This is a genomic window from Microbacterium sp. ZW T5_56 (assembly GCF_044987425.1).
Taxonomy (GTDB): domain Bacteria; phylum Actinomycetota; class Actinomycetes; order Actinomycetales; family Microbacteriaceae; genus Microbacterium.
On sequence record NZ_JBJDRI010000005.1, the window covers coordinates 99,500 to 120,415 of the forward strand.

Genomic DNA, 20,916 nt, shown 5'->3' on the forward strand with positions numbered 1-20,916 from the left:
GTCCTCAATCTATGTGTTGGCTGGGCGGGCGTCGATGGGTTGCGCCCCCTGCATGAGAATGTCCTCACGTGGCCCGGTGGTTCACGATCCGTCAGCAGGAACCGCTCGGTCGGCTGTGGCACGCTGTCGGGATGAGTGACATTCCGCCGCCCCGACCACGACCGGTGGTCTGGGTTCCGATCGCGGTGGCCGTCGTCGTCGCGATCACGGTGGCGGGCATCCTCATTCGAGACAGCGCCGCCGTGAACGACGCAGAGCTGTCGTTCCTGCACGATCTGAGCGCCAGGCACAGCGCGTGGCTCACACCGCTCGCGCTCGTGATCAACACCGGCTTCGGACCGATCGGGGCGGTGATCGTGTCTCTGATCGTCGCGGTCGCCGTGGGTGTCAGCGGGGGTGGGCCGTGGCCGGCGGCACGATTCGCACTGCTCGTGGTGGTGCCCTGGCTCGTCGTGGATGTGGTCAAGGCCGTGGTGTCCCGCCCGCGTCCGGATTCCGGCGTCCTTGTGGAGCAGATCATCCGCGAACCCCTGTCCGCCAGCTATCCGAGCGGCCACACCGGCTTCGCGGCTGCGCTGGGAATGGCGCTCGTCTGGACGGTGCTGAGCCGCACGCGCCGCACCACTCCGGTCGTGGTCGTGACCGTCGTCGCCGCAGCGCTGGCCCTGGTCACCGCCTGGTCGCGGATGCACCTCGGGGTGCATCACCCCACCGACGTCACCGCATCGATTCTGCTGGTGCCCGTGGTCTCCACCGCGGTCTTCGCCGTGTATGAGCGAGCGGTTGCGAAGCGCGGACTTCGAGCACCGAACGGCAGCGGCGAGACGCCATCGTGAGAGGTGGCGGGGTCGCAGTGTGCTGCCACCCAGGTGCGGCATGCATAATGAGGGAAAATCCGTCGTTCCGCGGCCGCGTGGGACGACAGGGCGATCCACGGATCGCCCACCTGGACTGCTGCCGTCGTCGTGGGGGCGATCGCAGCAGCAGCGGTAACGCTGCAGGCGCCGGAGCTCATCGAGACCGCGCGGGGTGGTCGTCAACGCCGGGGGGCACAGGACGACCACCCCATTTCCGGCCGCGCCCCCGTATCGTCCGGAAGGAGTCGACATGACCTCGACGAGCGCGGACCGGCACCCCGATGCCGATGACCTGCCCGAGCCCGAACTGTCCGAATCCGATACCAGCGTCACGACCTTCTCCTTCGAGGGCCGCGAGCTCGTCGCCGAAGAGCTCGCGGGGCCGCGCGTTGTGACGTTCATCATGGTGCACGGCTTCGGTCTCGGACGCTCCACCTACATCGAGATCGCACATCGGCTGACGCCGGCCGGTCGCGTGATCGCGCTCGATCTGCCGGGCTTCGGAGCCGCACCCGAACCGTCTCGCACTCCCACCATGGAGGAGCTGGGAGACCTCGTCGCCGCGTTCATCGCCGATCGGAGGCTGCGCAACGTCGTCCTCATCGGTCATTCGATGGGAACGCAGATCGTCGCCGAGGCGGTCGCCCGCCACCCCGACGCCGCCGTGCGCGCTGCCGTGCTCGTCGCGCCCACCACCGACGCCCGCGCTCGCGGACTGATGCGCCAGACGCTGCGCCTGGCTCGGGACATCGTCACCGCGCATCCGCTGACCTTCGTCCGCGGAGCCGCGGAGTATCTGAAGGCCGGGCCGAATCTGGTGCGCAAGGCTCGCGCGACCGTCGTCCACCGTCCCGAGCGGACCTATCCGCGAATGCGGGTTCCGGTGCTCGTGCTGCGCGGTGCCAACGACCACGTCGTGCCCAAGAAGTGGAGCGAGAAGGTGCTCGCCCTGCTTCCCGATGGCGCACTCACCGAGCTTCCGGGTCGCGGCCACGCCGCGCTCATCGTCCGACCGGAGGCGTCCGTCATCCGTATCGAGCAGTTCCTGGTGGAGCGTGGGCTGCGCTGAGTCCGCTTCAGCTGTGCGCCGCCAGGATGGCACGCCGCTCGGGGTGATCACGGAACCAGTCGGCCACGTACCAGCACACCGGAAGAACCACGCGGTCGCCGTCGGCTTCCAGCTCGGTCACCGTACGCTCCACCAACACGGAAGCGTATCCGTGACCGCGATGGATGGGTACCGTGTACGCCCGCGTGAGGGCGATCGTGCGCCCGTCGTCGCGGTAGTCCAGCACGCTGAGCAGATCATCGCCCCGACGCAGGGTGAAGCGCGCCGCATCCCGCTCGCGCGCGAACTCGAGATCAGTCATCGGCACAGCGTACGCCTGTCGCGTGCGGGTGCAGCGCCGGGCGTGCGCGATGCGCGGCGGACATTCAGCGGAGGTCCCCGATCCCACCCTCACCGACGACCCGACACGTGGTGATGCACTGTCCCGATGCACCGTCACAGGTGCGGTGTGCTGAGCGTGCGCCGTGATGGATGGGCTGCTCAGACCCGGGCAGTGAGCACATATACCCGTGCTCGTGGGTTGTGTGTCCGCTGTCGTCGACTACCAACTCCGCTCAATCGTCCTGCTGAATGACACCCGCCTCCTCGCGAAGATCGTTCAGCCAGTTCGCCTGCTGGATGCGTCCGTCCAGCTCCCGCAGCCGGCGCGCGACCTCGTCCGCACGCGTGCGGACGTCGGCAACATCGAAGGCCGCGATCTGACGCAGCTCCGATCGCATCTGGCGAAAGCCGCCGGGGCTTGCGGCATCGGCCGCAGCGGTCAGCAGGGAGTGGTGCAGACGGAGGGTGTCGCGCGCCGCCAGCGCCTCGGTCATCGTGCCGTCGGCACCGAGGTCGATCGCGGCGTTGGTGGTGTTGATGGCCGAGATGAGAAGACGCAATCGGTCGACGCCGCGCTCTGCCTCGGCCAGGAGATCGGTTGCATCCTCCGCCGGAGGCTCACCCTCCTGGTAGCGCGCATTCTGGATGATCCGGCTGCGCAGCTGCTCGATCCGCCGCTGCAGATCCGCGCGCAGAGCCAGCGCTTCAGCGAGTTTCATGCTCTGACCCTAGCGGCGCTGAGGGGTCGCCGCCAGACGATCACAGGCCGCTCATAGCATGCCTCAGTTTGACATGGAAGGACTTGTCTCGTCATAATGCCCACATGACCAACAACGCATATCCTGTGTCCGCCTGGGAGGCGAACGGGAGTGCCGGCATGATGATGGCCGGCCGTGTTGGCATGTGTTGCCGAATGTGCCGCTAAACCTGCAGCTCTCGCTCGGTCCGACTCCACGCTCCAATCTGGCGTGAGACATGTGGACCCTGCGTCGCCGCTCCGCCCCACACCAGGAGGCGCTGAGCGATGGCGCCGGCCGATGACGGCCCCACCTCGCAGCAAGCTCACTCGCCTTTTCGGCAACCCTTTCAAGGACTCCTCATCATCATGTCGAACCTCGCTTACATCGATGCACCCGCCCGTACCGCCCCCCTCAGCCAGCCGCACCTGCGTGCCGTCCCTCGCACGGAGAACGTCGTGACCACCGGTCCCTCGCCCCGCGGCTTCGCCCTCTACGTCGGCATCGACGAGCTCAAGGCCGCCGCTGACGGCGTCAGCCTCCCGGTTCTGGTCGACGCCCTGCGTCGTACGCTCGCCGAGCTGTCGCCGTCCGCAGAGACCTACGCCACCGTGGCCCTTGCCCCCACCAGCGCGGGCGGACGGGACGTGGACGTCGTCCGTCTCGCTCTGCACGAGCCGAGCGCCGTTGCACGCAACCGTCCGAGCACCGTCGATGACGACGAGGCCAGCCGCGTCATCGTCGACATCTCCCGTAAGCGCGTCGTGATCGATGGTGAGTCCGCCGGATTCACCTACAAGGAGTTCGAGCTGCTGCAGTACCTGGTGCTGCGCGAAGGTCGCACCATCGAGCGCAGCGAGCTGGTCTCGTCGCTGTGGAGCGCCGGCGATGTCGACGCCCCCGGAGAGCGCACGATCGACGTGCACGTGCGCCGCCTGCGCGCCAAGCTCGGACGCTACGAGGACATCGTGCGCACCGTGCGCGGCGTCGGATACCGCTTCGACCGTCACGCCGACGTCGTGATCCGGTACGGCTCGGGCACGCCTTCTCCCGACCGCTTCTGAGAGCGCCCGCGGTCCTGCCGACCGTTGTCGGAGGTGCGGCGTAGCGTGATCGCATGACCTTGTCGCCGCCTCGGACGCTCCCGCGCACGTCCGGTGCGGACCGGCCTGTGCGCACTCCGGCACGCCGAGAGACACGCTATCGACCACGGCACGAGCTCGATCTGATGCGCACCGTCGGGATTCACCGCCGCGGCGGGACCGATCCCACCATGCTCATCGTGGGCGGTGTGATCTGGCGTGCTTTGCGTACGCCAGCGGGACCCGCAGTGCTGGCACTGCGGCAAAGCTCCGACGAGGTGCTCGTCGCGGCGTGGGGGAGCGGTGCGGCGGAGGCTCTCGATACCGTGCCATGGCTCTGCGGGGCGGAGGATCATCCCGAGGAGTTCGATCCGGGCGTCAATCCCGTCATCGCCGAGGCACACCGACGCCATCCCGGTCTGCGCATCGGCGCCAGCTCGGGCCTCAGCGAGGTGATCGTCAGCGCCGTGCTGGAGCAGAAGGTCACCGCGATGCAGGCTTACGGCGCGTGGCGGTACCTCGTCACCCGCTACGGGGAGACGGTGCCGTCTCCGGCGCCTCGGCCCTTGCGTGTGGCCCCCACCTGGGCGCAGTGGCGGCGCGTTCCGTCGTGGGCCTGGCATCGTGCGGGAGTAGAGCCGCCGCAGTCACGAACGATCGTCGCGGCCGCGTCACGCGGACCCTCGTTGCTCGATGCGGTGCGCTCGGCGCCCGACACCGTCGAACGCGAACGCATTCTCACCTCGCTCGTGGGGATCGGCCCGTGGACGTCGGCGGAGGTGCGAATCCGGGCGTTCGGTGACCCCGATGCGGTGAGCGTCGGTGACTTCCATCTGGCTCATCATGTCGGCCACGCACTCGCGGGTCGTCGCACAGACGATGTCGGGATGCTGCGACTTCTCGCGCCCTGGGAAGGACAGCGGCAGCGCGTGATCCGACTGATCGCTGCCGCAGGTCTCGGGGAGCCGCGACGCGCGCCCCGGCTGCATCCGGAGGATCATCGCGACCGCTGATCGGTGCCCTACCTATGAATTCGCCCGCGGGTATTGCCCACGGGTCGTGGCGGTTCCACACTGTCCCTCGTGCGCTTCAGATCGACGCGCGGATGGGAACCACAGATGTCGAACCTCAACCCCTATCTCTCCTTCCACACCAATGCGCGTGAGGCGATGGAGTTCTATCAGAGCGTCTTCGGCGGCGACCTGCAGGTGATGACCTTCGCCGATATGGGCGGCATGGGCATGCCCGATGACGAGCACACGCTGGTGATGCACTCGCAGCTCACCACGCCCGACGGCTTCGTGCTCATGGGCTCCGACACCCCGAGCCACATGGAGTGGGCGGCGCCCGCCGGGGTGTCGGTTTCCGTTTCCGGCTCTGACGACGGCTCCCTGCGGGGCTTCTGGAATGGGTTGGCCGAGGGTGCCACGATCACGCAGCCGCTGGAGAAGGCGCCCTGGGGCGGCGAGTTCGGCATGCTGATCGACCGCTTCGGGATCAGCTGGATGCTCTCCATCGACGACAACTCCTGAGTTCCGCCGCGCTGTCGCGTCATCGGCCGGTGCCTCCACGGCACCGGCCGATCGATGTCTCCGGGCCGTTGTCGGCTCGCCGCCGCAGCAATGTCGGAGGCCCCTTCTACGGTGAAGACATGCGAATCCTGCACACCTCTGACTGGCACATCGGGCGTACCTTCCACGGCAACCCGACGCTGGCCGCGCTCGGTGAGGTGCTGGACGCGCTGGTGGAGCAGGTGCGGGCGAACGATGTGGATGTCGTGATCGTCGCGGGAGATGTGTTCGACTCCTCCACACCCGCTGCCCCTGCCTACACCCTGCTCACCGACACGCTGCGCGCCCTGGCCGACACGGGAGCGTCGGTCATCGTCACCAGCGGCAACCACGATTCCCCCGCGCGACTCGGATTCCAGTCCGCGCTGCTGCGCGAGGGCATTCACGTGGTCACCGACCCGCTGGCCCTGGATCTCCCGCTCACCATCCGTGATGAGCACGGGGAGGTCGACTTCTACGGCATCCCGTATCTCGAGCCCGCCATCGTGCGAAACACCTGGGAGGGCGCAGATCTGCGTTCCCAGGCGCAGACCATCGGCCACGCGATGACCCTCGTTCGCGCCTCCATCCAGCGTCGTGGGGTGCGCTCGGTCGCGATCGCGCACTGCTTCGCGGTGGGTGTAGAGGCCACGCCGGGCGTCGAACGCGAGGTGCGACAGGGAAACCTCGACATGGTGCCGCTCTCCGCGTTCGACGGACCCGACTATGTGGCGCTCGGCCACATCCATGGTCGCCAGCAGCTGTCGGACCGCGTCCGGTACAGCGGGGCTCCGCTGCACTACAGCTTCGGAGAGCGCGACAAGCCGCGTGGCTCCTGGCTCGTGGATCTGGGGGCGACGGGTCTCACGCAGGTGGAGTGGCTGCCGCTGCCGGTGCCGCGACGACTGGTCGTGCTACGGGACACCCTGGATGCCCTGCTCACCGATCCCGCGTACTCGGGTGTGGAAGACGCCTGGGTGTCGGTCGAGTACACCGATCGCACTCCTCAGCGCGACACGATGCGCCGCCTGCAGCAGCGCTTCCCGTTCTGCGCGGTGGTGGTGCATGTGCCCCACGGGGCGAAGGTGCAGACGACGGCCACCTATCGCGACCGGCTCCGTGCCGCCACCTCAGACGAAGAGCGCATCGAGGCGTTCCTGGTACACGTTCGGGCGGAGGAGGGAGCGAGCCCGGCCGAACGCGCGCTGATCCGCGAGATTCTGGATGAGCACGCGCGCGCTGAGGCGCTGGTATGAGACTTCACCGCCTCGAGATCGAGGGGTTCGGCCCCTTTCGCGAACGCCAGCACATCGATTTCGATGATTTCGCGGCAGACGGACTCTTCCTCATCTCCGGTCGGACCGGTGCGGGCAAATCCAGCATTCTGGATGCCATCACCTTCGCCCTCTACGGCTCGATTCCGCGCTACTCCAGCGGAGAGAAGCGACTCCGCAGCGACCACAGTGCCCCAGAGGAGCCCACCGAGGTGGTCTTGGAGTTCAGCGCGGGCGATCACCGCTATCGAGTGATCCGCAATCCCGAGTATCTGAAACCCAAGCAGCGTGGCGAGGGGATGACCACACAGGCGGCTGCCGTCCAGCTGGCACGGTGGGAGGACGGCGAGTGGCGCGGGATGTCCGCCCGCGCGCGCGATGTCGGCCATGACCTCGACGAGATCCTGCAACTGTCTCGCGAGCAGTTCCTGCAGGTGATCCTGCTCGCGCAGAACCGCTTCGCCGAGTTCCTGCTCGCCGGAAACGACGAACGACGCAAGGTGCTGCAGACGTTGTTCGGCACGCGCCGCTTCCAGGACTACGCCGATGCGTTCGAAGCGCGCCGCCGCGCTGCGGAGGCCGAGCTTGCCGGTAGCGCCTCCGCTGCGGACGCTCGGCTGGATGCGGCGGAGCGCATCATTCGAGACCTCGGTCTCGATGAGGATCCGGTGGCGGCAGGGTCCGTGCAGGCCGGGTCTGGCTCGATTTCCATCGCGGCCGAGGGGAACCCCGCAGCGGAGGCGTCGATGACGGAAGACCTCGGCGGTGATGAATCCGGAGGCGCTGAATCCGGCGGTCGTGAATCCGGCGTTGATGAGCCCGACGTTGATGAGTCTGCCGTTGCTGAATCTGCGTCCCACGCAGCGCTGACGGACAGCAGCCCGACGGCTCCGGCTTCGCTGGCCGGCGGAAGCGCTGTTAGTCCTCTCGTTGCGGTGGTGCCGCTCGGCTGTGAGGGGCGACTGGACGCCATCCGGGACGCGCTGCCGCGAGCGGAGTACCGCCGTGACGTCGCCCATCACGAGGCGCATCGGTTGGTGGCCGAACAGGACAGGCTCGCGAGCGTCGCGGCCGAACGAGAGGTGCAGCGGCAGCGACAACGTCGCCGTGACGACGCCCGGGCGCAGTTGGCCAAGGTTGAGTCGGCGGTGCCGGCGCGGGAGCAGGATCGCGCGCGGTTGCTCGCGGCTCAGCGGGCGGAGGAGACACGCGCGACGCTGGATGCGCTTGTCGCGGCTGAAGCACGCCATCGTGATGCCGAGGCCGCGGTGGATGTGGCCCGATCCCGCTGGCAGCTTGTCGGTGATGATGACGCTGGTGCTGGTGCTGGTGCTGGTGCTGGTGCTGGTGCTGGTGCTGGTGCTGGTGTCACCGTGCTGCGTGCGACGGCGTCGCGCGCGTCGGAGTTGCTCGGGGCTTTGGCCCACGCTCATCAGCTGGAACAGGATGCCGATCAACGCGCTGCGCAACAGCGGCAGGCGCAGGACGATCTGACGGCGATCGACGCGCGGATCACTCAGGCGACCGCGCGGCTCGCGGAGATTCCCGAAGAACTGCGTCGACGCAACGATCAGCACACGGAGGCCATCGCCGCGGACGCCGCGCATTCCGCGGCGCGTGCCGAACAGAAACGCCTGGAAGCGGCCCTGGCCGCCGCGCGCCAGGCCGACACCATCCGTCCCCGGCTGCGCAGCGCGGAGGAAGAGCAGGCGGCAGCATCTGACGCCCGCACGCGGACCAGCGCCGCGCTCACAGAGCTGATGCGACGCCGACTCGACGGGCACGCGGCCGAGCTGGCGCGCGATCTTCATGACGGGGAAGCCTGCCCGGTCTGCGGATCGCCCGACCACCCGGCACCGGCAGCGGGTGATGGAGAGGCGATATCCGACGCCGACGTGGCCGCGGCCGAGAAGGCCGCGGAGGCCGCGGCGCTGGCCGCGCAGGCCTCGACAGACAGCGCGCGCGAGATCCGCGAAGCGTACGCCGCCGCGCTCGCCGCGGCCGGCGGACAGGAGACCGAGACGCTCCAGGAGTTCGCAGCCACGGCTCGCTCAGCCAGCGAGATCGCGGAGGCGGCACGGTTGCGGGCCGAGCTTCTCGCCGAGGAGATCCAGAAGCTCACGGGTGTCCGCGAAGAGCAGGAAGCGGCGCTCGCCGTCCTCACCCGTGAGCGCGCAGACCTGCAGTCGATCCACGATGCCGTCACCGAGCGCGTGCGGGCGGCGTCGGAGACCATCGCGCACGCGCGCGCCGGCGCGGCCAGCGTGGCCGAACGCATCGCACGGCTCACGGAGGTCCGCGACGCGGCCACGGCCCTCGCGGAGGCGCTCGACGACAGCGCGGATCGGCTCGAGGCACTCACCGAGGCACGCGCGCTGCTGTCCGAGGTGCTGGAGCGCACCGGCATCGCATCCGTCGAGGAGGCGCGCGCGGGCCTCCTCCCTCGCGCAGAGCGCGACCGGCTTGAGGCTGTTCTTGCCACCCACGACGCCGCACTTCGAGACCTTCGCGCCGTCCTTCTCCAGGCGGAGCTCGAGATGCTCCCGGAGGAGCCGATCGATCTGCAATCCGCGCAGGATGCCCTCGCCGCGGCTCGGGTCGCGGGTGCGGACGCCGCAGCCGAAGCCGCCCGAGCCGAATCCGCCGTGCAGCAGTTGTCCCGGGCCACGAGAGACGCCGAGGAGTCGCTGCGTGAGACCGGCGATGCCGAGGCCCGCCGCGCGGTGATCGTTCGGCTGGCCGACACCATCGCCGGCCGCGAACCCAACACCCGCAAGATGTCGTTGGAGACCTTCGTCCTCGCCGCCGAGCTCGAGGACATCGTTGCGGCAGCCAACCTCCGCCTCGCCGAGATGTCCTCGGGGCGATACACGCTCGCCCACACCGATGAGCGCGCGGCTCGCAATGCCGCGTCCGGGCTGGGCATCGAGGTGGTCGATGCTCATACCGGTCGCTCCCGGCCCGCAACCTCGCTTTCCGGCGGCGAGACCTTCCTGGCCTCGCTGGCGCTCGCACTCGGCCTCGCGGAGGTGGTCACCTCGCGGGCGGGCGGCGTGCAGTTGGACACCCTGTTCATCGACGAGGGCTTCGGCTCCCTGGACGTGGAGACGCTCGACGTCGCCATGCGCACCCTGGACGAACTGCGCCAAGGTGGACGCACCGTCGGCGTGATCAGCCACGTGGAGGCGATGCAGGACCAGATTCCGGCCCGACTGCGCGTGAGCGTGCGCGCGGACGGCACCAGCGTGGTCTCCCGCGAGGCCGCGACGCCACCGCTCTGACCCTTCCATCGATCCGCGCATCGAGCGTGCGCTCGGGAACGAGCGATACGGTGAAGTCATGAAGTCTTCGCTGGGAACCTGGATCACCGTGATCGTGGCGGTCGTGATCGCCTGGGTCCTGGTGAATGTGCTGTTCTCCCTCGCCTGGCTCATCGCCAAGATCGCGATCGTGGCGATCGTCGCCGTGATCGTCTACGGCGTGATCCGCATGGCGACCACGCGCCGCGACAGCTGACTCCACCACGACAGCTCAGTCGACCGCGACAGCTCACCCGATCGCGACAGCTGATTCGACCGCGACAGCTGATTCGACCAGGACAGCTCACTCCGCCCGCGACGCGGGCGAACTTCTGACGGTGCCGGTCGTCGCCATCCGACGGCCGCAAGCGCTGCGCCGCGGTGTCCACGACACTGCCGTCGTGCCGCAGCACGTCTCAGTGTCGGAGGCTCGCGATAGCGTCATGGGCAGGAGGAAACATGCGAATTGCTGATGGCGGCCGGGTCATCTGGAGCGCGACCGATCTGAAGAAGGCTGCCGACTGCGAGTTCGCCTGGGTGCGCGGGATCGACGCGAAGCTCGGGCGCATCGAGGCCGTAGAAGAGCCGGAAGACGCCATGATGCGTCGTGCGATCGATCTCGGTCTGGAGCACGAGAAGCGGGTCCTGGCGGACTACCGTCGTCGCTTTCCCGGCGCTGTCGTCGAGATCGACGATGTCAGCCAGGGCGGCGTCGAAGATCGCGAATTAGCTTTCGCGCGCACTCTCGAGGCCCTTCGCGGCACAGACGCGCAGGTGGTGTACCAGGGCGCTTTCACGGCCGCGGACTTCATCGGATTCGCGGACTTCATCGTCCGCACGCCCGACGGATGGCTGGTACAAGACACCAAGCTCGCCCGCACCGCCCGCGTCACCGCGCTGATGCAACTCGTCGCCTACGTCGACCGGCTGGAGGCCGAGGGCATTCCCGTCGCCCCCACCGTCGAGCTGATCTTGGGGACCGGGGAGATCAGCACGCACCGCATCGACGACATCCGTCCCGTCTTTCGCCTGCGTCGCGAGCGGTTGCGCGCCCTCATCGCGGATCGTCAGGTGCCCGCCGGCACCGCCGTCGATGCCGTCGCCTGGGCCGATGAGCGGGGCGATCTCGGCCTCATCGCCTGCGGCCGCTGCGCCACCTGCGAGTCCGAGTCCATCGCGCACCGTGACCTCCTGCTGGTGGCCGGCATGCGCCCGCAGCAGCGCCGCCGGCTCCGTTCCACGGGAATCATCACCATCGATGACCTCGCCGTGGCCGAGACCGCTCCCGACGACATCGCGGCCGACGTGTTCCATGCGCTCCGCATCCAGGCCCAGCTCCAGCTCGCGAGCCCGGCGGGCGTTCCCGTGGCGGGAGAAGACGCGCCGGCGCACCCGGTGCCCACCTACGAGGTGATCCTGCCCTCCGCGCTGGCCATCCTGCCTCCCGCCGACCCCGGCGACATCTTCTTCGACTTCGAGGGCGATCCGCTGTACACCGAGGGTGCCGGTGAGCAGTGGGGACTCGACTACCTGTTCGGCTGGGTCGACGAGAGTGAGACGTACTCGGCGATCTGGGCCCACGACTTCGCCGCCGAACGATCGGCGCTGGAGACGTTCCTGCGCACGGTGTCTCTGCTGCGCTCGCAGCACCCGCAGATGCACATCTACCACTACGCCCCCTATGAGCCCACCCACCTCGCGGCGATGGCCGCGCGTCACGGGTTCGGCGAGGCCGATGTCGACCGGCTGCTCGCCGAGGGCGTGTTCGTGGACCTGTACCCGATCATCAAGCGCGCTGTGCGCGTGGGGTCTCGCTCGTACTCGATCAAGAAGCTCGAACCGCTCTACATGGGCGACGAGGTCCGCACGGCCGAGGTGCAGAAGGGCGACGAATCGATCGAGCGCTACGTCGAGGCACGCGCGCTCGCGGCTGACGGACACGATGCCGCGGCGCAGGAGATCCTCGACGACCTCGCCGACTACAACCGATACGACTGCGTCTCCACTCGCCGCCTGCGGGACTGGCTGCGTGCTCGCGCGGCGGAGGCAGGCATTGAGCCGGGCCAGCAGATCGAAGCCGAGACCAACGCCTACCACCCGTCCGAGCGCTCCACCGCGCTGCTGCACGACGCCGAGGCGCTGGCGGCGCGCACACCGGGCACCGAGCGCACGCCCGAGGAGACCGCCCTGCGCCTGGCAGCCGCGGCCATCGACTACCACCCGCGCGAGAGCCGGGCGTTCTGGGCGGGCCACTACCTCCGCCTGCGCGAGCCGCTCTCCAGCTGGAATCAGGGCCGCGACGTCCTGACGGTGGATTCTGCCCGCTCGTACGTCGCCCAGCCCTGGTACCTCCCCGAACGAGCCCACTCACCGCAGCGCGAACTGATGCTGCGCGGTGAGATCGCGCCGGGCTCCAGCCTGCGTGAAGGGTCGGAGGTGTTCACCATCTACGAGCGTCCGGTTCCGTTCCCCGCCCTCAAATCGTCGCGGTGGATCAATGTACCGGTGCCAGCGCGCATCATCGAGGTGCGAGACGACGGACTGCTCATCGCTGAACGCGGAATGCCAGAGATCGAGTGGGACCGCGCGCCGATCGCGGTGGTGCCCGGCCCGCCTCCATCCACCAAGAACATCCAGGAGCGCATCGACCTCTGGGCAGACGGCGTGCTCCGAACGGCACCCGCGCTGCCGCGTGATGCCGCCGCGGACATCCTGCTGCGGCGCCCGCCGCGTACCCGATCCGGACGACTCACTCCGTCAGCTGGCGACGACGTGGCGGCCATCGTCGCCAGCGTGCGCGACCTGGACTCCAGCTATGTCGCGGTTCAGGGGCCTCCTGGTACCGGGAAGACCTTTGTGGGTTCCCACGTGATCGCACGACTTGTCGCCGATCACGGCTACCGCATCGGGGTCGTGGCACAGTCGCACGCCGTGGTGGAGAACCTGCTGACTCGCGTGGTGCAGGCCGGGCTCCCCATCGAGCGGGTTGGCAAGGCGACCGCCGACAAAGACGCGGAAGACGAACGATTCACCCCCATCCAACGCGACCGCATCGGACAGTTCCGCGAGGAGTTCGATCGCGAGGGCTTCGTGCTCGGTGGCACGGCCTGGGACTTCTGCAACGGCCGTCGCGTTCCGCCGGGCAGCCTGGACCTGCTCGTCATCGACGAGGCAGGTCAGTACTCGCTCGCCAACACCATCGCGACCTCCGTGGCCGCACGCGACCTCCTGCTGCTGGGAGATCCGCAGCAGCTGCCCCAGGTGAGCCAGGGCACGCATCCCGAACCGGTGGACACGTCGGCGCTGGGGTGGGTGATGGATGGTGACGACGTGATCCGCCCCGAGTTCGGCTACTTCCTGGAACACACCTGGCGGATGCGTCCCGAGGTGGCAGACGTGGTGTCCGCCCTGTCCTACGAGGGTCGGCTCACCGCCGCGGCTGCCGCCCTCGAGCGCACCATCGACGGCATCGAGCCCGGCCTGCACGCCGTGACCGTGGATCACCGAGGAAACACGTCTCACAGTGACGCTGAGGCCGCGCGTGTCGTGGAACTCATGCAGAACCTCATGGGCCGCAGCTTCAATCCGGGGGAGGGGGCACCTCTTCGTCCCCTCGAGCCGAGCGACGTCATCGTGGTCACCCCCTACAACGCTCAGCAGCAGACCGTGCACGAGGCGCTCGTCGCCGCGGGATTCGCCGACACCCCCGTCGGCACCGTCGACAAGTTCCAGGGTCAGGAAGCCGCCGTGGCGATCGTCTCGCTGGCTGCATCGAGCGCGCGCGATGCACCGCGGGGTCTGGAGTTCCTCCTGCTGGAGAACCGACTGAACGTGGCGATCTCCCGCGCCCAGGTGGCGGCCTACGTGCTCTACGCCCCGGGCCTGCTGGACGACCTGCCACGCACGCCAGCCGGTGTCGCGCGCCTGTCCGCGTTCACGCGCATGGTCGGTGCCGAGCCGGGGGATGACTGACCGGTGAGGTCGTCGATGGCCTAGCCTGCTCACATGTCGATCAACACACCACTGCGGCGCCCCCGCGACGGCCGATGGATAGGCGGCGTCTGCCTCGGGCTGGCCGAGCACTTCAACATCAACGTCACCCTCGTCCGCATCCTCACGGTGCTGCTGGGCGTCTCGCTCGTCGCCTACGTCGTGGCGTGGGTGCTGATCCCCTCCGAGTGACTTCATGAACACGAATCGCCCCGCTGCAACAGCGGGGCGATTCGGGCAGGAATCAGAGATCAGACGGTGCCGTAGAGACGGTCTCCCGCATCGCCGAGGCCGGGGACGATGTAGCCGTGCTCGTCGAGACGCTCATCCAGAGCACCCAGCACGAGCGTGACATCGCGACCGTCGACCTGCTTCTCGATGGCGGCGACGCCCTCGGGGGCACCCAGGATGCAGACCGCCGTCACATCTTGCGCGCCGCGCTGGAACAGGAACTCAATGGCCGCGCCGAGCGAACCGCCGGTGGCCAGCATCGGATCCAGCACGAAGCACTGACGAGCGCTCAGGTCTTCGGGAAGGCGCTCCGCGTACGTCTGCGGCTCGAGGGTCTCCTCATTGCGCGCCATGCCCAGGAAGCCGACCTCCGCGGTCGGGAGCATCGTGGTCATGCCCTCGAGCATGCCGAGGCCGGCACGCAGGATCGGCACGATGAGCGGGCGCGGCTCCGAGATCCGCACACCGGTGGTCGTGGTGACCGGCGTCTGGATCTCGTAGGGAGTGACCCGGACGTTTCGTGTGGCCTCGTAGGCCAGGAGAGTCATCAGCTCGCTGGTGAGCTGACGGAACACGGGCGACGGCGTGTTCTTGTCACGCAGCACCGTGAGCTTGTGGGTGATCAAAGGGTGATCGGCGACGTGAACACGCATGAGGTACAGAATATCCGCTCGGCCCGCCCCACGCTGTGCGATTGTCGGGGATCAGCGCCGCCCGCGAAAGAAGTCCTGCAGCAGCGCCACCGCATCGTCGGCGCGGACACCGCCAACCACCTCGGCCCGCACGGGCAGGCGCCGGTCCCGCACCACGTCATAGACGGACCCCGCGGCACCCGCCTTGTCGTCCCAGGCGCCGAACACCACGCGTGAGACCCGGGCCTGCAAGACGGTCCCGGCGCACATCACGCAGGGTTCCATCGTGACCACCAGCGTGGTGTCCTGGAGGTTCCAGGACCCGATCGCCCGCGCTGCGGCACGCATCGCGACGACCTCGGCGTGGCCGGTGGGATCGGTCGTCTCCTCGCGATCATTGCGACCGGTGCCGAGGATCTCACCCGTCGCGCTCAGCACGACGGCACCCACGGGAATCTCGCCGGCCGCGGCGGCCTCGGCGGCCAGAGCCAGCGCGCGAGTCATCGCGGCATCCTCGGCCGGCGTCGTCAGCATCTCAGTGCCCGGAGGCACGCGCCAGGTCGGGGTCCTCACCCGCAGACGGCAGTGCGGTACCCCGTCCGGTGAGACGGCCGATCAGCATCACGACACCGACGATCACCAGACCCACCAGGAGTCCCGCGACGGCGGAGATGGCGGTGTCGACGATCCACACGATCACCCCGCCCAGCGGAGCCAGCGCGTGCTCGACCGCGTGCAGCAGGTCAGCCGGCGGGTGGAAGCCCACTTCGCCGAGGTTCACGACGACGAGGTGACCGCCCACCCACAGCATCGCGACCGTGCCGATGATGCTGATGACGCGGAACACCGCCGGCATGGAGCGGACGATGCGCGTTCCGGTGTGGCGCACGCGCTTCTCGTCGCTGCGGACCATCCGCAGGCCGATGTCGTCGAGCTTGACCAGCAGAGCCACGGCGCCGTAGACCACACCGGTCATCAGGAGGGCGATGACGACCAGGGCCGCCAGCCTCATCCAGAAGTCGAGCTCCTCGGGCAGGTTCGACAGCGAGATCAGCATAATCTCGGTGGAGAGGATGAGATCGGTGCGGATGGCACCCCACACGAGCTTGTTCTCGTTGCGGTCCTCGCCGTGCTCGTCGCCGTGATGGCCGACGCCGAACCACTCCAGCACCTTCTCGGCGCCCTCGAAGCAGAGGAAGGCGCCACCGATGATCAGCAGCCACGGCAGGATCCACGGCGCGAACTGCGTCAGCAGCAGCGCGATCGGGATGATGATCACGAACTTGTTCGCGATCGAGCCCAGCGCGATCTTTCCGACCACCGGGAGCTCGCGGGCGGGCGTGATGCCCTGCACATACTGCGGTGTGACGGCGGCATCGTCGATGACGACGCCCGCCGACTTCGCTGATGCCTTCAGCGCCGCGCTCAGAATGTCATCGACGACTGCCAGCAGGCCAACGGACATGAATCCCCCTCGGACGCCGTGCGTTCGTGCGGCGACCCAGCGATTCTATCGGTCCACGCGCGACGGCGACTCAGTCGGCGGACTTCAGGACGATGACCTCCGTGGGCGGGCCACCCACCGGAACGTAGTCGATGCGCGACAGCAGCGCCGCGCGGAAGTCCTCCGGCTCCTCCAGATGCGGGCAGTGACCCACCCCCGGCAAGAGCGCATCGAGCACGTGCCCGCCGGCGGCGGTGTAGGCATCGAGCACATCCTTCGTCTGGGCCACCATCGGCTGCGCGGGTGCCTCATCCTCGCCCGGCCAGCCGTCGATGTGCCCGCGGCGCCCACGCACGCTGGTGTCGAAGGCGGACTCGTCGGAGATGATGATGTCGCGATCGCCGTGCACCCACAGGATCGGCGGCTTCTGGGGCAGATCCACGATCGCGGACACGTTGAAGTACCGCGGCGACAGCGCGTTGAGCACACCCGTGGTACCCGGGGCGAAACCGGGCCAGGACGACGAGAGGCTCGTGCTGCCCGGGAACGCGTCATCCCCGACCGCCGTGGTGAGCATGGACTCGACCCAGACGTCCTCATTGCGCGAGACGTAGCCGGTGGCGAGGAACACCGAACGGAACACGGAGCGCGGCGAGGTCGGCACCTCCGCCGTCTCGTCCTCCTCCGCGATGCGCGCAACGAAGTCGGGGTCAGCCACTCCGGCACCGGTTCCGGCCGCATCCTCCGTGACGAGCGAGCCGTCCCGTCGAGTGCCGCCGAAGCCGTAGGGGGAGACCGGGGATTCCAGCGTCAGCGACAGCACCGGGTGATCCAGGGCGTACTGCAGCACCACGCCGCCGCCGAGTCCCCAGCCCACCAGGTGCACCGCATCGAGCTGCAGCGCCTGAAGGGTGTCGTGCAGGTCGTCAGCGAAGTCGCGCACGCCGCGCGTCGCATCCACGCCCACTCGCTCCGAGCGTCCGTGACCGCGCAGATCCACGGCGATGAGTCGAAGATCGCGAGGCAGGGCGAGCATCGTCTTCTGCCACATCTCGGCCGAACCGACCACGTTGTGCACGAACACGATGGTGCGATCCGCCGGAGCATCCACGGCGTCTCCGTTGCGCTCGAGCACTCCGACGGCCAGGCGGGGCGTCTGCACCACTCGAGCTGTGATTCCGTCGAAGAGGGTCATGATCTTCCTTTGCTCGCCGCGCTCCACTGCGCGTTTGCCATCGGTCCTCCGATGATATGCACGACACCTGGATGGTCGGGGTGCATCGGCAGCGGGTCGCGAGTTCATGACCACGCGCCGAGTTCATGAGCGAATCGGCGAACGGCTCATCAACTGGGCGCATGTTCATGAACTCGGGACAGGCGTGCGCCGGTCCGAGACGAGGGCGCAGACGTAGGATGACGGCATGAGCGCACCGGTGTCGTCCCCGTCCATCGCGATCCTCGGAGCCGGTTCCATGGGCGGCGCCATCCTGCAGGGCCTCGTCGCCGGCGGCGTGCGCGGCATCAGCGTCACCAACCGCACGGCGGAGAAGGCATCCGCGCTCGCGGAGCTCGAGGGCGTGCACTCGATCGCGCTCGCGGAGCAGCCCGACGGCAACCGCGCCGCGGCACGCGGTGCACAGATCGTCGTGGTCGGGGTGAAGCCGGCGATGGTCGCCGACCTGCTGCGCGAGATCGCCGACGATCTGGATGCCGAAGCGGTGATCGTGAGTCTCGCGGCCGGCACCACGATCGCGACCATGGAAGAAGCACTCGGAGGTACGCGTCGGATCCTTCGGGCCATGCCGAACACCCCCGCGGTGGTGGGAAAAGCCGTCACCGGCATCGCCGCGAACGCGCACGCCTCGACCGAGGACATCGCCGCGGTGCGTCGCCTGTTCGAGTACGTAGGCACCGTCATCGAGACCGATGAGGCCGGCATCGACCCGCTGTCGACGATCTCGGGGTCCGGTCCCGCCTATGTGTTCCTGCTCATCGAGGAGTTCACGAAGGCGGCCATCGGCAAGGGGTTCAGCGCGGCGGACGCTCGCGTGATGGCCGAGCAGACGTTCATCGGCGCGGCAGCCCTGCTCGATGCCAGTGGCGAGGATCCTGCCGAGCTTCGTCGTCGGGTCACCAGCCCGAAGGGCACCACCGAGCGCGCGATCGGCGTGCTGCAGGAAGCGCATCTTGACGACGTGTTCGCCCGCGCGACCGATGCGGCGCTGGCGCGCGCGAAGGAGCTCGCGGCCGGAGCCTGAGCCGCGTCTCAGCGGTCCAGGCCCGCGAACCGCTCGATGTCGGAGTTGGTCCCCGACACGATGATCAGGTCGTGGTTGGTGACCACGGTGGCAGCCTCGGCGTAGCGGAACGGCTTGCCGGGGCTCTTCACGCCCACCACCGTCACGTTGTACTTGCTGCGGACGCCCGACTCCATGAGGGGCACGCCACGGATGAAGCGCGGCGGATACATCTTGGCCAGCACGAAGTCGTCGTCGAAGCGGATGAAGTCCAGCATCCGGCCCGACACCAGGTGCGCGACGCGCTCTCCGGCCTCACGTTCGGGGTAGATGACGTGGTTCGCGCCGACTCGGGCGAGGATCTTGCCGTGCGCCTGGGAGACCGCCTTGGCCCAGATCTGCGGCACCTTGAGGTCGACGAGGTTGGCGGTGATGAGCACCGACGCCTCGATCGATGAGCCCACGGCGACGACGGCCACCTGGAAGTCTTGAGCGCCGATCTGCTTGAGGGCCTCGAGGTTGCGAGCGTCGGTCTGGACGGCGTGGGTGACGCGCTCCGACCACTTCTGCACCAGCTCGAGGTTGTCGTCGATGGCGAGGACCTCACGATCCAGTCGGTCCAGTTCGCCGGCGCACGCGGCACCGAAGCGGCCGAGGCCGATCACGAGGACGGGAGCGTCGCTCCGGATCCGTTCAACCAACGATGGGCCTTTCCACGGGCAGCGAGTACAGCTGCGTCTTCGATGAGGCGGCGACCGCCGCGGCGAGAGTCACTGTACCAACGCGGCCCATGAACATGGTGGCCGCGAGCACATACACCCCGGCATCGGGAAGGTTCTCCGCGATGCCGGTGGACAATCCCACGGTCGCGAAGCCGGAGATCACATCGAACAGCACGTGCTCGACAGGGGCTTTCGTGATCTGGGTCAGGATGATCGTGGAGGCGGCGACGATGGTCGCACCCCACGCCACCACCGACAGCGCCACGCGCTGCACGTCGGAGGGGATGCGGCGCCCGAACGCCTGGACGCTGGGGCGTCCCTTGGCCTCGGAGAACACCGCGAGGGCGAGCACCGCGAGGGTGGTCACCTTGATGCCGCCCGCGGTGGAAGCCGACCCGCCGCCGACGAACATCAGCATCGAGGCCACCAGCAGCGACGATCCGTGCAGCTCCCCCTGATCCACCACGGAGAAGCCGCCCGAGCGTGTCATCGCCGACATGAAGAACGCTTGGAACGTGGTGTTTCCGGCGTCCATCGACCCGAACGTCGCCGGGTTGTCGTACTCCAGGATGAGGAACATCGCCGCGCCGGCGAAGAACAGGATCACCGTGGTGATGAGGGTGAGCTTTGTGTGCAGCGACCACTGGCGGTAGTGCCAGCGCTGCTTGGCGAGCGTGAAGATCACGGGGAAGCCGATGGAGCCGAGGAAGACACCCAGCATCAGCACGAAGAGGATCGCGTGGTCGTCGGCGAACGGTGCCAGACCGCCCGCGTTCGGGGTGAAGCCGGTGTTGGTGAACGCCATCGCGCCGTAGTACGGCGCCTCCCAGAGGGCGATCAGGGGATCGACGCCCGCGATCACCAGCAGCGGGTAGAGGATCACCGCCAGGCTCGCCTCGATGATGAGCGTGGAAATCGCCACAGTCAGTAGCAGCGAGCCGACCTCGCCCAGGCGGACGGTCTGGCCCTCGTTCACGGGGCCGCCGTGCACGCGCAGCGGGTTGCTGTCACCGGCGGCGATGAGCTTCGCGCGAAGGCCCAGGCGCTTGGAGATGACGAGGCCGAGGATCGACGCCAGTGTCAGCACACCGAGCGCGCCCACCTGCACGCCGATGAACACCAGCGCGTTGCCGAAGGGCGACCAGTGCGAGTCCATATCCACCGTCGCGAGGCCCGTCACGCAGATGGTCGAGACGGCGGTGAAGAGCGCGTCGGCGAGGGACGTCTGCCGGCCGTCGGCGCTGGCGGCCGGCAGCGAGAACAGCACCGTGAACAGGGTGATGAGCGAGACGAAGATCACGACGGCGAATCGAGCGGGCGATTCGGTGGTGGTGTCACGCAGCTTCACACCCAGTCGCTGGATCCATGATCCCGGCTCCTGAGGTATCAGCCGACGTGCGGACACGCGTGCCATCTGGCTCCCTCTTCCCGATTCCGGCCGTCCGTCATGGTACTCCGGTCTGGTCCTGAC

At 68.4% G+C, this 20,916-nt stretch carries 19 protein-coding genes; 11 read left to right on the plus strand and 8 right to left on the minus strand.

Annotated elements, in window-relative coordinates; translation table 11 throughout:
* Positions 1 to 131: 131 nt before the first annotated feature.
* Together ACI3KU_RS03890 and ACI3KU_RS03895 are read left to right on the plus strand one after the other, a co-directional pair.
* A complete protein-coding gene (locus ACI3KU_RS03890) occupies positions 132 to 836 on the plus strand; it encodes a phosphatase PAP2 family protein (protein WP_404920972.1) in 705 nt (234 codons plus the stop codon).
* 271 nt (positions 837 to 1,107) lie between these two features.
* The gene (locus ACI3KU_RS03895) at positions 1,108 to 1,926 is read left to right on the plus strand and encodes an alpha/beta fold hydrolase (protein WP_404920973.1); all 819 of its coding nucleotides are present in this window, start codon (positions 1,108 to 1,110) and stop codon (positions 1,924 to 1,926) included.
* A 7-nt stretch (positions 1,927 to 1,933) separates the two neighbouring features.
* On the opposite strand, the gene ACI3KU_RS03900 is transcribed toward ACI3KU_RS03895, so the two are convergent.
* On the minus strand, positions 1,934 to 2,227 hold the full coding sequence (locus tag ACI3KU_RS03900) for a GNAT family N-acetyltransferase (protein ID WP_404920974.1): 294 nt from the start codon (positions 2,225 to 2,227) through the stop codon (positions 1,934 to 1,936).
* A 253-nt stretch (positions 2,228 to 2,480) separates the two neighbouring features.
* A complete protein-coding gene (locus ACI3KU_RS03905; protein WP_404920975.1) occupies positions 2,481 to 2,966 on the minus strand; it encodes a DIP1984 family protein in 486 nt (161 codons plus the stop codon).
* 386 nt (positions 2,967 to 3,352) lie between these two features.
* Here ACI3KU_RS03905 and ACI3KU_RS03910 point away from each other — a divergent pair, with 386 nt between their 5' ends.
* From ACI3KU_RS03910 to ACI3KU_RS03945, 8 genes are all read left to right on the plus strand, one after another.
* On the plus strand, positions 3,353 to 4,048 hold the full coding sequence (locus tag ACI3KU_RS03910) for a winged helix-turn-helix domain-containing protein (RefSeq protein WP_404920976.1): 696 nt from the start codon (positions 3,353 to 3,355) through the stop codon (positions 4,046 to 4,048).
* Positions 4,049 to 4,101: 53 nt separating this feature from the next.
* Positions 4,102 to 5,079, plus strand: coding sequence for a DNA-3-methyladenine glycosylase family protein (locus tag ACI3KU_RS03915; RefSeq protein WP_404920977.1), 978 nt, complete (start codon positions 4,102 to 4,104; stop codon positions 5,077 to 5,079).
* 105 nt (positions 5,080 to 5,184) lie between these two features.
* Complete coding sequence (locus ACI3KU_RS03920; RefSeq protein WP_404920978.1) at positions 5,185 to 5,598, plus strand: VOC family protein; 414 nt, start codon at positions 5,185 to 5,187, stop codon at positions 5,596 to 5,598.
* Between the two features lie 119 nt (positions 5,599 to 5,717).
* Positions 5,718 to 6,872 (plus strand): exonuclease SbcCD subunit D, encoded by a 1,155-nt coding sequence (locus ACI3KU_RS03925; RefSeq protein ID WP_404920979.1) that lies wholly within the window; start codon positions 5,718 to 5,720, stop codon positions 6,870 to 6,872.
* The gene (locus ACI3KU_RS03930) at positions 6,869 to 10,171 is read left to right on the plus strand and encodes an AAA family ATPase (protein ID WP_404920980.1); all 3,303 of its coding nucleotides are present in this window, start codon (positions 6,869 to 6,871) and stop codon (positions 10,169 to 10,171) included. Before ACI3KU_RS03925 ends, ACI3KU_RS03930 begins: the two co-directional genes overlap by 4 nt.
* 58 nt (positions 10,172 to 10,229) lie before the next feature.
* Entirely contained in the window at positions 10,230 to 10,406 is a 177-nt protein-coding gene (locus ACI3KU_RS03935) for a hypothetical protein (RefSeq protein ID WP_404920981.1), read from the plus strand.
* A 242-nt stretch (positions 10,407 to 10,648) separates the two neighbouring features.
* A complete protein-coding gene (locus tag ACI3KU_RS03940; RefSeq protein ID WP_404920982.1) occupies positions 10,649 to 14,161 on the plus strand; it encodes a TM0106 family RecB-like putative nuclease in 3,513 nt (1,170 codons plus the stop codon).
* Between the two features lie 33 nt (positions 14,162 to 14,194).
* Positions 14,195 to 14,371, plus strand: coding sequence for a PspC domain-containing protein (locus ACI3KU_RS03945; RefSeq protein ID WP_404920983.1), 177 nt, complete (start codon positions 14,195 to 14,197; stop codon positions 14,369 to 14,371).
* Positions 14,372 to 14,430: 59 nt separating this feature from the next.
* Here ACI3KU_RS03945 and upp read toward each other — a convergent pair whose 3' ends face one another.
* The 4 genes from upp to ACI3KU_RS03965 all read right to left on the minus strand — a co-directional run bounded on the left by upp (position 14,431) and on the right by ACI3KU_RS03965 (position 17,681).
* Positions 14,431 to 15,063: a uracil phosphoribosyltransferase gene (upp, locus tag ACI3KU_RS03950; protein WP_404920984.1), complete on the minus strand. Its 633-nt coding sequence runs from the start codon at positions 15,061 to 15,063 to the stop codon at positions 14,431 to 14,433.
* Positions 15,064 to 15,114: 51 nt separating this feature from the next.
* Complete coding sequence (locus ACI3KU_RS03955) at positions 15,115 to 15,546, minus strand: nucleoside deaminase (protein ID WP_404920985.1); 432 nt, start codon at positions 15,544 to 15,546, stop codon at positions 15,115 to 15,117.
* Between the two features lie 31 nt (positions 15,547 to 15,577).
* Positions 15,578 to 16,507, minus strand: a complete 930-nt coding sequence (locus tag ACI3KU_RS03960) for a DUF808 domain-containing protein (RefSeq protein ID WP_404920986.1) — start codon at positions 16,505 to 16,507, stop codon at positions 15,578 to 15,580.
* Between the two features lie 70 nt (positions 16,508 to 16,577).
* Entirely contained in the window at positions 16,578 to 17,681 is a 1,104-nt protein-coding gene (locus ACI3KU_RS03965; RefSeq protein WP_404920987.1) for an alpha/beta fold hydrolase, read from the minus strand.
* A 226-nt stretch (positions 17,682 to 17,907) separates the two neighbouring features.
* Between ACI3KU_RS03965 and proC the strand changes: the two genes are divergently transcribed.
* Positions 17,908 to 18,744: a pyrroline-5-carboxylate reductase gene (gene proC / locus ACI3KU_RS03970; protein ID WP_404920988.1), complete on the plus strand. Its 837-nt coding sequence runs from the start codon at positions 17,908 to 17,910 to the stop codon at positions 18,742 to 18,744.
* An 8-nt stretch (positions 18,745 to 18,752) separates the two neighbouring features.
* On the opposite strand, the gene ACI3KU_RS03975 is transcribed toward proC, so the two are convergent.
* Together ACI3KU_RS03975 and ACI3KU_RS03980 are read right to left on the minus strand one after the other, a co-directional pair.
* Positions 18,753 to 19,424 carry a TrkA family potassium uptake protein gene (locus tag ACI3KU_RS03975; RefSeq protein WP_231091613.1) on the minus strand — a complete coding sequence of 224 codons (672 nt, stop codon included), beginning with the start codon at positions 19,422 to 19,424 and terminating at the stop codon, positions 18,753 to 18,755.
* Complete coding sequence (locus ACI3KU_RS03980) at positions 19,417 to 20,859, minus strand: TrkH family potassium uptake protein (protein ID WP_404920989.1); 1,443 nt, start codon at positions 20,857 to 20,859, stop codon at positions 19,417 to 19,419. Before ACI3KU_RS03980 ends, ACI3KU_RS03975 begins: the two co-directional genes overlap by 8 nt.
* Positions 20,860 to 20,916: the final 57 nt, after the last annotated feature.

Excerpts from the sequence above, each read along its gene's own strand:
- ACI3KU_RS03890 (WP_404920972.1), top strand. The coding sequence starts at position 132 with ATGAGTGACATTCCGCCGCCCCGACCACGACCGGTGGTCTGGGTTCCG.
- ACI3KU_RS03895 (WP_404920973.1), top strand. The coding sequence starts at position 1,108 with ATGACCTCGACGAGCGCGGACCGGCACCCCGATGCCGATGACCTGCCC.
- ACI3KU_RS03900 (WP_404920974.1), bottom strand. The coding sequence starts at position 2,227 with ATGACTGATCTCGAGTTCGCGCGCGAGCGGGATGCGGCGCGCTTCACC.
- ACI3KU_RS03905 (WP_404920975.1), bottom strand. The coding sequence starts at position 2,966 with ATGAAACTCGCTGAAGCGCTGGCTCTGCGCGCGGATCTGCAGCGGCGG.
- ACI3KU_RS03910 (WP_404920976.1), top strand. The coding sequence starts at position 3,353 with ATGTCGAACCTCGCTTACATCGATGCACCCGCCCGTACCGCCCCCCTC.
- ACI3KU_RS03915 (WP_404920977.1), top strand. The coding sequence starts at position 4,102 with ATGACCTTGTCGCCGCCTCGGACGCTCCCGCGCACGTCCGGTGCGGAC.
- ACI3KU_RS03920 (WP_404920978.1), top strand. The coding sequence starts at position 5,185 with ATGTCGAACCTCAACCCCTATCTCTCCTTCCACACCAATGCGCGTGAG.
- ACI3KU_RS03925 (WP_404920979.1), top strand. The coding sequence starts at position 5,718 with ATGCGAATCCTGCACACCTCTGACTGGCACATCGGGCGTACCTTCCAC.
- ACI3KU_RS03930 (WP_404920980.1), top strand. The coding sequence starts at position 6,869 with ATGAGACTTCACCGCCTCGAGATCGAGGGGTTCGGCCCCTTTCGCGAA.
- ACI3KU_RS03935 (WP_404920981.1), top strand. The coding sequence starts at position 10,230 with ATGAAGTCTTCGCTGGGAACCTGGATCACCGTGATCGTGGCGGTCGTG.
- ACI3KU_RS03940 (WP_404920982.1), top strand. The coding sequence starts at position 10,649 with ATGCGAATTGCTGATGGCGGCCGGGTCATCTGGAGCGCGACCGATCTG.
- ACI3KU_RS03945 (WP_404920983.1), top strand. The coding sequence starts at position 14,195 with ATGTCGATCAACACACCACTGCGGCGCCCCCGCGACGGCCGATGGATA.
- upp (WP_404920984.1), bottom strand. The coding sequence starts at position 15,063 with ATGCGTGTTCACGTCGCCGATCACCCTTTGATCACCCACAAGCTCACG.
- ACI3KU_RS03955 (WP_404920985.1), bottom strand. The coding sequence starts at position 15,546 with ATGACTCGCGCGCTGGCTCTGGCCGCCGAGGCCGCCGCGGCCGGCGAG.
- ACI3KU_RS03960 (WP_404920986.1), bottom strand. The coding sequence starts at position 16,507 with ATGTCCGTTGGCCTGCTGGCAGTCGTCGATGACATTCTGAGCGCGGCG.
- ACI3KU_RS03965 (WP_404920987.1), bottom strand. The coding sequence starts at position 17,681 with ATGACCCTCTTCGACGGAATCACAGCTCGAGTGGTGCAGACGCCCCGC.
- proC (WP_404920988.1), top strand. The coding sequence starts at position 17,908 with ATGAGCGCACCGGTGTCGTCCCCGTCCATCGCGATCCTCGGAGCCGGT.
- ACI3KU_RS03980 (WP_404920989.1), bottom strand. The coding sequence starts at position 20,859 with ATGGCACGCGTGTCCGCACGTCGGCTGATACCTCAGGAGCCGGGATCA.